We start from the raw sequence: 16,093 nt of genomic DNA on the forward strand, positions 1-16,093 counted from the left end.
AAAACCTGCGTTTAAAGCAACAAAGTGAATGGAAAACTATATGCCAAACTCACCTATCGCATCAGAGGGTTTACCTGCGCAATCAGAGAGCAAACAGACATTCCGATTTGCCTTAGTCGCTTTAACATCTCTATTTTTTATGTGGGGATTTTTAACGGCACTCAATGATATTTTGATCCCCTACCTCAAATCTCAATTTTCTCTCAGTTATACCCAGGCAATGCTTATCCAATTTTGTTTTTTTGGCGCCTATTTTTTGGTGTCACTCCCTGCGGGCGCATTGGTCCAGCGGATCGGATACCAGAGTGGCATCGTATTCGGTTTAATCATCGCCGGAATTGGGTGCTTGCTTTTCTATCCAGCGGCATCAATTGGGATCTATGGAATATTCTTGCTCGCATTATTCGTGCTGGCATCAGGAATTACTATTTTGCAGGTCTCAGCCAATCCTTATGTGACGATACTAGGCGATCCCAAAACGGCTTCCTCACGGCTAACTCTAACGCAAGCTTTTAACTCGCTGGGAACAACACTAGCGCCATCATTTGGCGCAATCCTCATCTTATCAACAATGGGAGAATCTAATGGCATTTCTAGTGATGTTGGTTCTCAAGATGCGGTCAAATTTCCCTACCTTTTGCTAGCAGGCGCTCTGCTGATTTTAGCAATTGTGTTTGCGTTTCTTAAGCTTCCCAAGATTGCTCATGATACTCATTCAAACCAGGCTAAGTCACCGCATAAATCGGCATGGCGATATCGCCATCTCGTGTTGGGTGCAGTCGCGATTTTCGTCTATGTTGGCGCGGAAGTCGGCATAGGCAGCTTTTTAGTTAACTTTATTAGCCTGCGCTCAATTGCCGGAATAGAAGAGTCTCAAGCCGCCCACTATGTTACTTACTACTTTGGCGGTGCTATGGTTGGCCGATTTATTGGCGCAGCTGTCATGCAGAAAATTCCTGCAGGGAAGGCGTTAGCGTTTAATTCAGTATGCGCCTGCATCTTGATCACCATCGCAATATTCACTCAAGGTTTTGTCGCAATGTGGTCGATCTTATTGGTCGGACTTTGTAACTCAATTATGTTTCCAACAATTTTTACATTAGCAATCGCTCATCTAGGAATTTACACCAGCCAAGGCTCGGGTATTTTGTGCCTTGCGATTGTTGGTGGTGCCTTTTTGCCACTACTTCAGGGAATAACAGCTGACAGTATCGGCATCCAAATGGCATTTTTCATTCCGTTGATGTGTTATCTGTATATCGCTTACTACGGACTACTCGGACACAAACCCTCTTTTCAAAATAATCAAAAATAGCTTATGGAACTCAAATCTCTTAACAATAAACTGAAAATTCTAACTCCCTTGATCGCGACTAGCTTTGCGTTAGTGTCCTGCTCCCAAGAGAAAGCGCCCGACGCAAATATCGACCAAGCTGAACAACATGTTGAAGTGTCAAAAACCGTCCCGGCGTTCTGGCCAGTTGTGGCTAATCCCATTCAAGCGGATCGTTCGACTGAAAAACGAGTTCAAGAAATTTTACAAAGCATGACTATCGAGCAAAAGATAGCACAAATGATTCAACCTGAGATTCGCTCGATAACCCCAGAAGACATGCGCAAATATGGTTTTGGTTCCTACCTAAATGGCGGGGGCTCATTTCCCAATCAAAAAAAACAATCTTCCATATCCGACTGGATAGATTTTGCCGAACAAATGTATCTGGCTTCCATCGACGCATCGATGGATGGCTCAACCATTCCGACAATGTGGGGCACAGATGCTGTCCATGGACATAACAACGTTATCGGCGCAACACTGTTTCCACATAACATAGGTTTAGGCGCAGCTAATAATCCGCGGCTTATCGAGCAAATTGCTCAAGCAACTGCAACTGAGGTCATGGTAACTGGAATTGACTGGATTTTCGCACCAACGGTTGCTGTCGTCAGAGATGACCGTTGGGGAAGGACTTATGAGGGCTACTCCGAAGATCCGGAGATCGTCAAAGCCTACTCAGCAGCAATCGTCCGCGGACTTCAAGGGCAAGGTAATCAGTTTTTAGGTGATGATAAAGTGATTGCCACGGTGAAGCATTTTTTAGGTGATGGGGGAACTGAAAAAGGCGACGATCAAGGAAACAACATCGCTAGCGAAGAAGCACTCTATAAAGTGCATGCTCAGGGCTACATCGGTGGATTAACATCTGGCGCACAAACTGTTATGGCCTCTTTCAATAGCTGGCATGGGAAAAAAAATCATGGTAGTTACTATTTACTCACTCAAGTTTTGAAAGATCGAATGGGGTTTGACGGTTTTATTGTCGGCGACTGGAACGGTCATGGACAGGTGAAAGGCTGCAGTAATGAAAGCTGCTCACAAAGTATCAATGCCGGACTCGATATGTTTATGGCACCAACCGATAGTTGGAAACCACTCTACTACAATACGCTTGCGCAAGCTAAGTCAGGCGAAATTCCAATGAGTAGAATAGATGATGCTGTCTCACGCATACTCAGGGTTAAAGTTCGGGCGGGACTATTTGATAAACCCAGTCCAGCGAAACGGCTTCTCTCTGGGAAAACTGAATTGATTGGGCATCCAGATCACCGTGCTATTGCTCGCCAAGCGGTTAGAGAATCATTGGTTTTGCTCAAAAATAAAAATAATCTCCTGCCTTTGCCACAAAATAAAAATATCTTAATCGCCGGCGATGCAGCCGATAATATTGGTAAGCAATCTGGCGGATGGACTATTACTTGGCAAGGTACAGGCAATACTAACAATGATTTTCCTGGAGCAACTTCTATTCTTGATGGTATTAAAAATAAGCTAGCCGATAGCGACGCGAATATTGAGTTTAGTCCACAAGGCAATTACCAAACCAAACCCGATGTAGCTATCGTGGTTTTTGGAGAGGAGCCTTATGCAGAAGGTAATGGCGACCTCGATAACCTCGAGTATCAACGGGGTAACAAACGCGATTTGGCACTCCTAAAAAAGCTTAAACGCGATAATATTCCGGTTATCGCTATCTTCATTAGCGGTCGACCCATGTGGGTTAATCCAGAGCTCAATGCATCTGATGCATTTGTTGCGGCTTGGCTGCCTGGAACTGAAGGGCAGGGGATAGCAGATGTAATTTTCCGCAAAAGAAATGGAGAAGTAGATTTTGACTTTACCGGCAAGCTTTCTTTTTCTTGGCCAAACTCTCCTATTCAGACAACAGTCAATCGATATGACACACAATATAATCCATTGTTACCCTATGGTTTTGGATTAAGTTATAGCGACACCAATATTATTGCTGATAACCTAGATGAAGAAATAGAAACGCTCAATAGCGACTTAATTGCGCTCAATCTTTTTAACGCGCCGTGGCGACCGGCAATTGTCAACGAATCCGATGTTGAGCTAATCACAAGTAATAATTTTAGCGGTACCAGTATTAAATACCAAACGATCGATCGAGATACTCAGGAAGATGCGCGACGAATAGAGTTTACCGGTGACGCCAGAGTGATGTTTGAGATACAAGATAATTTTGTTTTCGACTTGCGTGGATATGCCGATGCAAATGCTGCACTATCATTTGACATTAGAAGAAACCATGCAGAGGAACTGCCATTATATTTATCGATGCGTTGCGAGCAGGAGTGTAATCCAGCTATCGATTTATCAAACTTACTTAAAACCGCAGAGCGTAAGGCTTGGCAAACTGTTCAAATAGCGTTAGCCTGTTTTTCGAATAAAGGAGCAACAATGGATAAAATCATCGCTCCCTTCGTTCTATCAACGAATAAACCACAAATTGTTGAGATTGCTAAACTAGAAATAACCACGACTAAGTCCAAAAATGTCATTGAATGTCGATAAACTAAGCTACTTATACTTATGACACAGCCATTAGTTAAAAAAATTGTAATTGTTGGTGGTGGCTCAGCCGGCTGGCTAGCTGCCGGATTACTCGCTGCTGAGCACAATGCTTGTGCTGAAAACGGTATCAAAATAACCTTGATTGAATCACCCAACGTACCTGCTATCGGTGTCGGCGAAGGAACTTGGCCAACGATGCGAGAAACACTCGATAAAATTGGCGTTAGTGAAACTGATTTTTTTCGTTCATGTGATGCTTCTTTTAAGCAAGGAGCCAAGTTTTGTAAATGGGTAGATGGCAAAGACGATGATGCGTATTACCATCCATTGGTGATTCCTAACGGCTACACTAAAACAAACTTAGTCCATGCTTGGCAACACCACAAAGATAAAATCGCCTTTGCCGATGCCGTATGTTACCAAGGTCATTTATGTGAGCAAGGTAAAGCACCTAAACAGATTTCTACACCAGAATATGCATCAGTTGCCAACTATGCTTATCACTTAAACGCGCCGAAGTTAGGAGAGTTCTTAAAGCAACATTGTACTGAAAAACTCAATGTAGAATTGATTGTTGATCATGTTATCGACATAAACAATGATGATGATGGCTATATTGAATCACTCACTACTCAACAAAATGGTCGACTTTTCGGCGACCTATTTATTGACTGTACCGGTTTGAAATCTTTACTCCTAGGACAACACTATCAAATTCCATTTCAGTCAAAAAAAGATATTCTATTTAATGATAGTGCTTTAGCTATTCAAGTGCCTTACCAGAATGAAGACGACCCAATCGCTTCCCACACCATCTCTACCGCTCAAAGCGCCGGCTGGATTTGGGATATTGGATTACCGACTAGGCGTGGTGTCGGTTACGCTTATGCCAGTGACTATATTTCAGACGAAGATGCTGAAAAGGAATTAAGAGCCTATATTGCAGAAAAACTCGACCGAGATCGTGTTGATGAACTTACCGTTAGGAAAATTCAATTTAATCCCGGTCATCGAGAAAAATTCTGGCATAAAAACTGTGTGGCAATTGGTATGGCTGCCGGTTTTCTTGAACCCCTCGAAGCTTCAGCTTTAGTTTTAATTGAGCTGGCTATTGCTAAAATTAGTTTAGATTTACCGGCAAACCGCGAAGTAATGGCAATTGCAGAAAAGCGTTTTAACAAGCTCTTTTTATATCGCTGGCAAAGAATTATCGACTTTTTAAAATTACATTATGTATTGACCAAACGAGAAGATACCAGTTATTGGTGCGACAATTGTAAACCTGAAACAATCCCTGATTCACTCAAAGAGATGTTAACTTTCTGGAAGCACCAACCGCCAAGCCCACATGATTTTACACATATCAACGAAGTCTTTCCGTCAGCAAGCTGGCAATATATTTTATATGGTATGGGGTTTGAAACACTTCCTAGCCATACCGATCGGAAAACCAGTGACTACGAAAAAGCGATTAATTTCTTCCGCGAGACTCAACAAACGACCCATCAATATTTAGATGCATTACCGAGTAATCGAGAATTGATCAATAAGATATTAAAATATGGAATGCAAAGCGTTTAAATGGGTATTAACGGATTTTCTATCACCGCAAGCCATCATCCAGACGAACAACTATTTTTAACTCATCTCATACTTGGTTCAAATTAGTCAATAAGCCGAATTTTCCCAAAACCACTCGCATCTTTATAACCAAGGTTTTTATCGCCATTGACAGGTGTAATCTCATGGGAACCCACAAAATGCTCTCTTCTCATAGAGCCGTCATTATCACAGTAAGCCAGCATAAAACCGATTTTTTTATCTTTGCTTAGATATACGCGAGAAGCATTCTTTTCTTCTTCAGGTGAGAATTTGTCACTAAAAAGTTTGATGGCGACTTCCCAGGTAATGGTATGTGGTGCGGTTTCACCTCTTTTCCATTGGCTTTTGACATGGTCGTTTAACAAAAGGAATTGTTCATTGCCATTGGCATCTTTCTCACCAATATCGACTGATTGATTATCTAGGGCGATATGATAGGCAAAAGCATTATAGTTATATAAATGATCACCGCCTGATGCATCTTCGTCAATAAATACCTCTAAGCAATCATCGTCCCAGTATTGTTTTAAGGGATCGGGACGAGCATCAAATAAAACGTCATCTTGGATTTCAGCCAGCAGATATAAATAGTTTTCATCCCAACGCAATTTGTAACGCCCGCTAAAATCACTTTTATCCGGGAGATCACCAATAATCGCTTTATCTATAAGATACCAGTCATCTCCTTGCCATGGCGTTTGTTCCGCAATACCATCAATGATTGGCGCAACCTTTGCCTTAGGTACTTCCTGAGCAGGCAAATTAGCCGCAATAAGCAACAACGATAGGTTAACGAGCTTTTTCATTGTATAAATTCGCTTTGTTTTAGTTGTTTAAATGATAATGCCAATAAATCATTGAGTTCAAGATCATCGGTTAACCGAATGATATCTGCTTCATTACTGGGATCTTCCATTGCTTTAAATTGGGAGTCCAATAACTTTGGGTTAAAGAAATGATTTTCTCGCTGATTTAACCTTGATGCAATGACGGCTTGTGATAGGTCGATGTAAAGAAAAGCAACAATAGCATTTAATTCTCTTAACATTTGACGATGAGTCGATTTAAGACCAGAGAATGATAAAACACAATTACTACCACTATCCGCCTTTAAAAATAATTCACGACATATCATGTTTATCCATGGCAATCTATCAGCGTCATTCAAAGCTATCCCTTTCGCCATTTTTTGCTTATTCACTTCACTGTGGAAGTCGTCCGCTTCAACAAAAGACCAATTAAGTGTATTCGCAATTGCTTGCGCCAATGAAGTTTTACCGCTTCCACTGACACCCATAACGACAATTAATCGAGAGTCCTTCATACGAATTTGTTTTCATTGACTATCGGAATGAGAACCCGCAGCTGATATTCCTTACCCGGCTGAATATTAGTCACTTTGGCCGTGTCTAGTAATTTATTATCCAAATAAACTTGTTGAGAAACTACATTTTCGTCCCGCTCAACTTGCATGTTAAAAGTCGCCTCTTTAAATCGTCTTGTCACTTGCATAATATTCCAATGACTGGGAAGTTGAGGATTAACTAACAGATCGCCTTGAGAACCTTTTAAGCCACACAAGTTTTCTATCACGCAACGATAATACCAAGCCGTTGTACCGGTATTGATTAGTTGGCTTGAGCGACCCGCAACTTCTGGCAATTGATGATAAGCACCTCGATAATAATTAGGTACAAATAGCGGTAGTTGACCTCGACGCTCAATATTGGAACCGTCAGGGATCATAGTCCGCAACACTCGAAACGCTTTATCACTATAATTTTGTTGATACAAACTATAAGCATAAAAAGCGGCCGCATGATTATAGACAGAACCGTTCTCAGCAACACCGGGAAATTTTTGGGTAATTCGACCGATATCCTCAACCATTTGAGTATAACTCGGTGCCAACATCATAACACCATCTGGTGTTTCGAGATTGGCTTCGATTGCTTCTAACAGTTGATTCATTTTGACTGAATCTGCGGCTCCACTTAACATCGCCCAGCTTTGTGGATTTAAGTAGATTTTTCCTTCTTCATCGTCGCTAGTACCAAATACCCGGCCGTTATCAGTGATCCCCCTGGCATACCATCCATCAATCCAGCAATAGTCATTAACTGCTTTATTAATTTCTTGAGCCTTCTCAATCAAATCTTCGGCTTTGTCTTCTTTACCGGATTGTCTACAAATTTTCGCCCAAACATTCAGACTATATGCTGTTGCAACCGAAAGCCAAGATGAGACACCGATGCCCTTTACACCGACCATATTCATGGGGTCGCACCAGTCACCCTGCTCGATATAACTTAAACCGCGCTCGTCCCTTGCATTCACCAACCAAATGATTGAACGCTCGATGTGCTCTCTGACGGTATGCCTATCACTGCAATCTGCATACGGAATTTTTTCTTCTAGTAGCTGATAATCATTCATTTCATCTAAATAAACCTCTAACAATAACGGTAGCCAAACACAATGATCAGTATGTGGAATTTGATTGATGTACTTAAGCTCAGCTTTTGGGTTCAACAGGATTCCATCGGGCATCGCGCCGCTTCTAAATTGTTGGCTTAATGCCTTGACTAGCGCATGACGAGTTGCATTGCTGTCGAGATAACACATACCTAAATTATCTTGTAAATAATTTCTGGTCTGTGGGTCACTCGTCATACGGTTGACTCGGCCGTGGTAATAAACTTGTCGAGGTAGCCATTGATTGACAAAACGATCGAAATCCGGATCTGGCGTCTCAATCTGTAATACATCAGGCCCTGTCATACTAGCAGTTTTAAAAGCGTCAAATTTTAGCTTTGAAGAAGCCGTTTCGTTTTGTTCAAAATAGAATCGCTTAAATTGCTTTACGTCTTCGATATCTTTCGCCGGACCAAAAAGATAGTTAAGTTGAGTTTCTTTTTTTGGATTGATTTCGATATGATGATGCAATATGGCTGCCGGAGTCTGATAATTCGCCGAATCATTGTTTAAAATTTCTTGCTTAAGCGCTTCTGGATTATGTAATCCATTTGTCCCTTCAAATGCCGCAAGCTGAGCACAATACGAATCTATTTTTTTATTCGATAAAAGAAAAGTAAGGTCCTTAAAATCTTTCTGTTTGTAGTAGTCCTCTGTTTTTTGATAGGGTGCAATGCTCGAGGCAATAATGCCATTCAATTCACTAGAGAAACTCGCTGACTGGTTCATCCATGACATATAGCCGATCGAAAAATAAGGATATACGTTTATCTTTTTGACTTTATTCGTTTGATTAATTATCTTCAGCGACCATAATTCTACTACGTCTTCTTTGGCTAATTGAAGACTGATTTTATATTTCAGTCCACCGTGTTTAATTCGCCAACAAATATCATTTTGACCAACAGAAAACTCAAAAGACTCTAACTGACTTTTGACCGGAGCAAATGGTATTGATATCAAAGAATCCTTATTTTCTTCTTTGATATAAAAAAAACGTCCCGGATGATGCGCATAAAATTCTTGCTCGGGCATCATAAAAGTTTTCGCTTCAATATTTGGGCCATAGGAATATTTAGAAGCATCATGTTGCATATACTGGCTTTTGACATAGCCCGCACAATTCACCTGAAGCAACATTTTTTTATTCCATAAATATCCACTCGCTTGATCTAACTCAGTTGGCGAAGTAAGCGTTATACGTTCTTTTGTAGAATAAAATAGATCAGATTGTTGAGACACTTGCAGATTCCTTTTCCGCTATTCGTCGCTCAGACAATTCTGTTTGGATGCTTTCAAGTTTATATTGGTTAAGCGGGTATAAACTAACTATCCAAACAGCAATAAATGCAAACACACCAGGAATGACGGTGAGTAACCAAACAATTCCTTGTTCTGACGCACCACTCTGAACTTGATTCGCTTCATACCCGAAAGATGCAAGGACATAACCCATAATCGCACCAGCAATTGCACCACCGACTTTTTGAGAAAAAGCAGCGGCAGAAAAAACCATTGCTGTTGCTCTACGACCATTTTGCCATTCAGAATAATCGGCCGTATCGGCATACATGGAGAATACTAAGGGTGATTTAGGACCAAGACATAGACCAATTAAGATCTGCAAAGTAAACATTAATCCGATTTGATCTTTCGGAATAAAATAAAACGCGGAGGAAAGAACCGCGACAGCCAACATCAAATAGAGGAGTAACTGTCTTTTGTCGAGCAAACGAGTCAATAAAGGAGTGACAGCTGCGCCAATTGCTAAGGCGATCATATAGGCCGTCGCGAAAGCACCGATTAGATCTTCTCTACCTACATAATACTTAAAATAAAAAGTACCGCTGCTTGCACGCAACGTAATCGTTAACATAATGATCAGCGCAAGCGAAAATAAAACAACCCATGGTCGATTATGAAGCAAGTCGGCGATGTCTTGGCCAATACTCGACTGTTGGTTTTTAGGCGGACTAATTCTCTCTCGCGTTGTTAAGAAGCTGGTAATAAATAACAGTGCGGCTATCAAACCATAAACAGCCATGGTTAGCTGCCACCCCCTAGCCTCATCTTCACCACCTAACCATGAGACCAGTTCCGGCGTAAAATACGCGACCAAGGTACCACCGCCAAAGGCGCCGATAAATCGAAAGCTTGTAAGACTGGTTCTATCTTGAGTATTGTCGGTTACAACACCCAACAACGCGCCATAAGGCACATTAATAAAGGTATAGGCCAACATCATAAAAATATAACTGGCATAGGCCCAGACTAACTTTCCATCTTCATCTAAGTTGGGCACAGTAAAGGTTAAAATACCTGCAGCTACCATCGGAATGATACCCCAAATTAAATAGGGGCGGAATTTACCAAAACGAGTATTGGTTCTATCGGCGAGGGCCCCCATCATAGGATCACTAAACGCATCGATTAATCTTGTTACTAACATCATTGTGCCAACCGCAGCAGCGGAGATTCCAAACACATCAGTAAAGAAAATAAACAAAAAGACATCAAAAATTCGCCAGTAAAAATTTGATGCAATATCGCCACAGGCATAACCCAATTTTTCTTTTAATCTGATTTTTTGCTGCATAATTTATCGTTTTACGTTGTTATTAAAAAAATTCATTAGTAGTAAGCGCTTTCATTTTGTCGCTGTGATTTTTGAAACAACTGTGTTAGAAATTTAAATCGGATTTGCTTTGCAGTAATGGTCAATAAACTGCTGATGTGTCGGCATATTGGTTAGCTGACTATCGACCTGATTTCGGAGGATCATTAAAAACCTGTCCAACTCACCATCGGGCATCATATCTACAATTTGATGGTAATTATCCGGCCTAACTCGCTGACCGAGCATCACTTGAGTCCAGGAGTCAATTTTGAATAGTTCCGTGTCAGTAATACAGACTCGTCCGGTATCTTTAAACAATCGCATACGATGAGCGAGCGTTTCAGGTACTGTCATGTGCTTACAATATTGCCAGAATGAAGAGTCTTCTCTTTCTGTCGCCTTGTAGTGCAAAATAATAAAGTCTCTAATCCGTTCCATTTCTTCAATATATTGACGATTATATTCGTCAACATTCGATTGGCTGATTTCGTTGTGAGGAAATAAACGCATCAAGCGCAAAACAGCAGACATAATTAAATGAATCGCGGTCGACTCGACTGGCTCTAAAAATCCACTTGATAACCCAATCGCGACACAGTTTTTAACCCAGCCTTTTTTGCGGGTTCCTGTTTTATATTTTAAAACTACGGGATCGGTAATCGCTTCGCTTTCCAAATTACTCATAATGGTTTCTTGGGCAGTTTCATCCGAGGCAAACTCACTGCAATAAACCAAGCCATTACCCACACGATGCTGCAGTGGAATTCGCCATTGCCAACCAAAATCATGCGCAATTGCCTGGGTGTAAGGTTTTGGGTCACCATGCTTAACGGTTTGCACAGGAACTGCTGAATCACAAGGGAGGTAGCTTTGGTAACTCTCAAATCCAGCCTCTAAAGTTTCTTCAATTAGCTTAGCCGCGAAGCCACTACAATCAATGAAAAAATCACCAGCTATTTTTTGTCCATTGCTTAATTCGACAGATTCTATGTATCCGTTTTCAGTATTTTGATGAACTTGGGTAATTCGACCTTCAATCCATTTTAACCCGTTAGTCATCGCAAACCTTTTTAAATAAGCGGCATAAAGTCCAGCATCAATATGATAAGCATAGTTAAGCTGTATATCTTTGTTAAAGCCGAATTTACCCGCTTTCGCAGCTTTGAGCTCTAAGCAGTAGTCGCCAAATTCATTTTGTATATTTCTTTCTAGACCGCCTAACCAAAAATGCTGAAACTCTCCAGCCCAACAAACTTTTCCTGTTGCGCCAAAAGAATGAATGTAACTGTCGCCACGCTCACCCCAGTTTTGAAATTCAATACCCAACTTAAAAGTTGCCTGGCATGAACGCATAAAATCTTGTTCATTAATACCCAATAATTGATTGAATACTCTCAACGGCGGTATTGTTGCTTCACCCACACCAATTCGACCGATCTCTTCGGATTCGATCAGCGAGATATCAAGATTTTTTCCCAACAGCTTGGCTAATGCCGCACCTGCCATCCAGCCAGCACTACCACCACCAACAATTACAACTTTTTGAATTCTGTTATTGGACAAAACAGCTCCTTAGTATTGATTATTCTTGTCGCAAAAAAATTCGCTGATTTTTCATTTCAATTAATTTTCTCATATTGCCTAAGGAAGCAACGACTGAATAAGCGGCTTGTAGATAGCCATTCTTGTTGAGCTCCTCTAACGCATCGCCTTTAAGGTTCAACAGTCTATCCTCATGGATCGTGTAGTTACCCGGTATTTTAATCGCTTGCCCACTATCCAGTTGAATGTCTAGATTGACTGGCTCAATTAAACCAAAACGATTGAAACTCTCAAACATCGCCTTACTAAATTCGATGCCTTTGTGTATGGCAAGTAGATATCGGTTAATTTTCTGAGTGAACTGAGTCGCTTGGCCATCACTATCAAATAGCGACTCGCCTTCAAGCTCACTTATTTTAGGACTCGAAGTATCAATACTAATAATTGGTTCTTGTTTACTTTTACCAATTGGTCGTTGATCTTGATAAGAAATCACAAAAGGTCCTCGGGCAAACGCTAAAGGAATATAATTTCCCTTCCACCTTTGATTATCTAAAAATAAGTTTTCATCTTCTCGTAACCCCAATAATAAAATTGAGCAAAATTCTCCCGTGTCAGGATCTTTACGAAAAAAAATGGGGTATTCGAGCATAACGCTACCATATTCAGTCGGGAAGGTGAGGGCGCTTCCTACGTCATCCCCAAGTACCTTGGACTGGTGGGTTACAACCCTTAAATTCTTGTGCGTCACATTATTTAAAACTTCTATGTTAGCCATAATGAATTCCCCAAATTACTCTCTCACTAAGCATAATTTAAAAATATCTTACTCAAAAGCCCTAGTATTTAAAAAATGTTTAAAAAAAGGCCGCTCGAATAGGGAGGTATTCGGCGGCCTAAATTCTAACTGCATGTTGAATGATGTTAGAAAGAGTATCTGACGCCTAAACTGTAGCGAGCGCCATATTCCTCTAGATTCCACATTTGAACGCTTGTTCGCCCATGGACTCTAAAGTTTTCTTCGGTCAAGTTGATGCCTTCAAATTGAATGGTCAAATCTTCGTTAAACTCATAACCAACACTCAGATCAACTTGCGAATATTCCTCAACAAATCCTGGCTCGGAGGCATATCGAGCGGCACTGTTAAGAAAGTCATCTCGCCAGTTGTAACTCAAGCGCGCATTCCAACCAAATTTTTCATACATAAAGACCACGTTTGCGGTATCGCTAAGTCCTTGCAATGCAAACTGAGTAACATCCGGTGCTGCAGACAAATCAAAACCAACATCTCCATCGACGGTTGTGTAGTTCGCTTGAATACCGAAACCAGACTCGCCAAAGAAGTGTTGGACAGCGATTTCAAATCCATCGATTTGTGCTTCTTTATTGTTAACTGGCGCTTGATATAAAAATTGCATCAAAGGATCGTCAGCATTAGCAGAAATATCAACTGCGGCTTCAAACTCATTCGCTGTCATTGAGAAATAATCTACGCCTAGCTGATTAGCAGCCATCATCGAGAATAAATTGGTTTCATTAACAGTTTCGCCAATCGCTTGCAAATCAGCAATCGCTTGTTGAGCTCTCGGTCCGGCACTAGGGTCTCTCAAACCATAAAAGTTTTGAACTATTGGTGCGGTGCCGATGAAATTACTCACGTCTTTTAAGTAATAACCAATAGAAAAGTAACTTGATTCATCAAAGTAATACTCGGCTGATAGATCAAAATTTTCCGACTCTAAAGGCACCAGAGCCGGATTGCCACTTGTGGCACTGCCGGGCTGAGCATTGCCTAGTATTGTCGGTGTTGAAGGTCCGCCCGTCACTGTGGCAGCAGAACTTAAGTTACCAAAGCTTGGTCGTGCAATTGTTTTACTATAAGAAAAACGTGCAATTACATCCTCAGCAAGTTCAATATCAAAATCGAGATTTGGTAGGAAATGATCATAGTCATTCGACAAAGTATAGTTTTCTTTGTTATCAGACGAGCCTGCGATTACTCGGAAATCATTATTAGATTCCCAAAGCACTTCTTGGGGTATCGCAATGTTAGCTGTAGATTTTGACGTCGTATCTTCATAGCGGAACCCAATGACTAAATTGTAGGGCTTTCGATTCCAATCACCTTCAAATCGAAATTGCGTATAAACAGAAGTGACTTCTTCTTCGATCAAACGATTCGTCTGCTCATCAGGGTTTCGATTAAACGCAAAGCCATACAAATTTGCGGCCCACGCGCCAATCATTGCAGCATCTCCACGAAATCCTTGTGTCCAAGCGCCAGCGGTACTGTAATCACTGTAAACATTGGCAAAGTTGACTGGCGTTAAGAAACCAGCAGGTAATTCGCCCGGGTTTTCTACTCCCCAGTTGCCCATAGTGTCGTTGATATTTGATTGAATGGTATGGTTTGACATGTCGCGCATTTCAATACCGAAATCGACACTGAAATCATCAAAATCAAAGGTACCATCAATTCGCGTTTGTTGAATATCACTATAATTTTCTGAAAATGCTCGCTGTTGAATAGACGTTCCGACATCATCTTGATCAAATTGATTATTACAGTTCAATCCAATTCGTGGGTCGCAATCATCAAACTCGACAATCATGGTTGGCAACCCGTTGTTATAATTAGCCCCCTGAGCAGCGACCACATTAGCGCCTAAACCAACTTTCAAGAAATTACCATAGCCTTGAGTCGGTGTCGTTTCTGCGGAGGAATCATGATAATCGAATGCCAGACGAAAACGATCATTAACATCCCATTCGAAATTGAAGCCAATTGAATCAGTGACCGTTTCAGCATTTTGATTGATCTGTGCAACGGCAATATCTCTCGGTGCTAAATCAAACCGATCCTCGCGATAAATAATCGGCGTCCGGCTAACACCATTATCGAAAGTTAAAGCACTTTTGTATTCGGCATACCAAATAGACAACTCAGATCGCTCTTCGTTTTGATCTAAGTTTGCGTAGGTATAATCGAGAGTTGCCGTCATATTACTTTTCGGCTTGAACTGCATTGTTAACTGCGCATTCGTTCTTTCCCGCTCTCGATCTGCCATATAGTAAATTAGGTTAGAGGGTAGAGCGTGCGTATCACCGATTGCAGGCTCATTGGTGAAAACAGTCGGGTTGTTAGGATCGATATCTGGGACCGTTCCATCCCAAGGAGAAGAACGCCATTGGTCAATGGTGGCGCCTGCAACACCGCTGTCTCTTTCCGAAAAACTCGCATTTAAAGACATTCCAAATGTTTTTTCCGGATTTGCCCAACTGACAATTCCAGAAACCTCTGGAGTAACATCTGATCCTTCGAATACTGTCGTATCATGCACTAACGTTGCGCCGACACTCGCGACAAAATCCGGATTATCCAGTGGTTTCGCCGTCACGATATTTATCGTTGATCCCATACCACCTGAAGCAATATTCGCTTTACCCGTTTTAAAAACTTCAATCGACTGAACAGCATCAGATGACAAGTTTTCGAAACTAAAAGCTCGAGTATCAGAAGCGCCCCCGCCACTTGGGAGTGAAGACCCCGGCATCGTACGTCCATTTAAGGTAACCATATTAAACTGAGGGCCAAACCCTCTAACCGTCACTTGACTACCTTCTCCGTTTTGCCGATTGATAGACACGCCAGATATTCTCTGTAATGATTCTGCGAGATTAGTATCTGGAAATTTACCAATATCTTCCGCTGTTATTGCATCAACGACACCGATTGCATCTCTTTTCTTGTTCATGGAGCTCATTAAGCTCCCGCGGATCCCCGTGATTAAAACGACTTCGCCTGCATCTTGCTCTTCCCCGGTTTCGGTATCTGACTCGGCGGCATAGAGAGGATTCATGGCCATTGTGCCGAGAATGAGCGACAAACTTGCAGCGATGGGGGTTTTACTGAATTTATTATTCTTCATCTAATTATTTTCCTCCGATCTCCATCCCGTTATCTGTGACTATACTCTTTTAT

Annotated in this window: 10 protein-coding genes; 3 read left to right on the plus strand and 7 right to left on the minus strand. The window is 41.4% G+C overall.

Annotated features, from left to right (window positions below):
- The first annotated feature begins 40 nt into the window (after nucleotides 1-40).
- The 3 genes from FLL45_RS21840 to FLL45_RS21850 are packed head-to-tail and all read left to right on the plus strand — an operon-like array spanning nucleotide 41 to nucleotide 5,455.
- Nucleotides 41-1,315 carry a sugar MFS transporter gene (locus FLL45_RS21840; protein WP_142944189.1) on the plus strand — a complete coding sequence of 425 codons (1,275 nt, stop codon included), beginning with the start codon at nucleotides 41-43 and terminating at the stop codon, nucleotides 1,313-1,315.
- Between the two features lie 3 nt (nucleotides 1,316-1,318).
- Nucleotides 1,319-3,874 carry a glycoside hydrolase family 3 protein gene (locus FLL45_RS21845; RefSeq protein WP_142944190.1) on the plus strand — a complete coding sequence of 852 codons (2,556 nt, stop codon included), beginning with the start codon at nucleotides 1,319-1,321 and terminating at the stop codon, nucleotides 3,872-3,874.
- An 18-nt stretch (nucleotides 3,875-3,892) separates the two neighbouring features.
- Entirely contained in the window at nucleotides 3,893-5,455 is a 1,563-nt protein-coding gene (locus tag FLL45_RS21850) for a tryptophan halogenase family protein (protein WP_142944191.1), read from the plus strand.
- An 83-nt stretch (nucleotides 5,456-5,538) separates the two neighbouring features.
- Here FLL45_RS21850 and FLL45_RS21855 read toward each other — a convergent pair whose 3' ends face one another.
- The 7 genes from FLL45_RS21855 to FLL45_RS21885 all read right to left on the minus strand — a co-directional run bounded on the left by FLL45_RS21855 (nucleotide 5,539) and on the right by FLL45_RS21885 (nucleotide 16,040).
- Nucleotides 5,539-6,282, minus strand: a complete 744-nt coding sequence (locus FLL45_RS21855) for a sugar-binding protein (protein ID WP_142944192.1) — start codon at nucleotides 6,280-6,282, stop codon at nucleotides 5,539-5,541.
- Nucleotides 6,279-6,800 carry a gluconokinase gene (locus FLL45_RS21860; RefSeq protein ID WP_142944193.1) on the minus strand — a complete coding sequence of 174 codons (522 nt, stop codon included), beginning with the start codon at nucleotides 6,798-6,800 and terminating at the stop codon, nucleotides 6,279-6,281. Before FLL45_RS21860 ends, FLL45_RS21855 begins: the two co-directional genes overlap by 4 nt.
- The gene (locus FLL45_RS21865; RefSeq protein WP_210247265.1) at nucleotides 6,797-9,193 is read right to left on the minus strand and encodes a GH36-type glycosyl hydrolase domain-containing protein; all 2,397 of its coding nucleotides are present in this window, start codon (nucleotides 9,191-9,193) and stop codon (nucleotides 6,797-6,799) included. The genes FLL45_RS21860 and FLL45_RS21865 overlap by 4 nt, the downstream gene beginning before the upstream one ends.
- A complete protein-coding gene (locus tag FLL45_RS21870; protein WP_142944194.1) occupies nucleotides 9,177-10,547 on the minus strand; it encodes an MFS transporter in 1,371 nt (456 codons plus the stop codon). The genes FLL45_RS21865 and FLL45_RS21870 overlap by 17 nt, the downstream gene beginning before the upstream one ends.
- 93 nt (nucleotides 10,548-10,640) lie before the next feature.
- Nucleotides 10,641-12,131: a tryptophan halogenase family protein gene (locus FLL45_RS21875; RefSeq protein WP_142944195.1), complete on the minus strand. Its 1,491-nt coding sequence runs from the start codon at nucleotides 12,129-12,131 to the stop codon at nucleotides 10,641-10,643.
- A gap of 19 nt (nucleotides 12,132-12,150) precedes the next feature.
- Entirely contained in the window at nucleotides 12,151-12,888 is a 738-nt protein-coding gene (locus FLL45_RS21880) for a SapC family protein (protein WP_142944196.1), read from the minus strand.
- Nucleotides 12,889-13,034: 146 nt separating this feature from the next.
- Nucleotides 13,035-16,040 carry a TonB-dependent receptor gene (locus FLL45_RS21885; RefSeq protein ID WP_142944197.1) on the minus strand — a complete coding sequence of 1,002 codons (3,006 nt, stop codon included), beginning with the start codon at nucleotides 16,038-16,040 and terminating at the stop codon, nucleotides 13,035-13,037.
- Nucleotides 16,041-16,093 lie beyond the last annotated feature (53 nt).

Origin of the sequence: Aliikangiella marina (assembly GCF_007004765.1) — a bacterium.
In the GTDB taxonomy this organism is placed as follows: domain Bacteria; phylum Pseudomonadota; class Gammaproteobacteria; order Enterobacterales; family Kangiellaceae; genus Aliikangiella; species Aliikangiella marina.

Coding starts and splice junctions, on each gene's coding strand:
- FLL45_RS21840 (WP_142944189.1), top strand. CDS start 41: ATGCCAAACTCACCTATCGCATCAGAGGGTTTACCTGCGCAATCAGAG.
- FLL45_RS21845 (WP_142944190.1), top strand. CDS start 1,319: ATGGAACTCAAATCTCTTAACAATAAACTGAAAATTCTAACTCCCTTG.
- FLL45_RS21850 (WP_142944191.1), top strand. CDS start 3,893: ATGACACAGCCATTAGTTAAAAAAATTGTAATTGTTGGTGGTGGCTCA.
- FLL45_RS21855 (WP_142944192.1), bottom strand. CDS start 6,282: ATGAAAAAGCTCGTTAACCTATCGTTGTTGCTTATTGCGGCTAATTTG.
- FLL45_RS21860 (WP_142944193.1), bottom strand. CDS start 6,800: ATGAAGGACTCTCGATTAATTGTCGTTATGGGTGTCAGTGGAAGCGGT.
- FLL45_RS21870 (WP_142944194.1), bottom strand. CDS start 10,547: ATGCAGCAAAAAATCAGATTAAAAGAAAAATTGGGTTATGCCTGTGGC.
- FLL45_RS21880 (WP_142944196.1), bottom strand. CDS start 12,888: ATGGCTAACATAGAAGTTTTAAATAATGTGACGCACAAGAATTTAAGG.
- FLL45_RS21885 (WP_142944197.1), bottom strand. CDS start 16,040: ATGAAGAATAATAAATTCAGTAAAACCCCCATCGCTGCAAGTTTGTCG.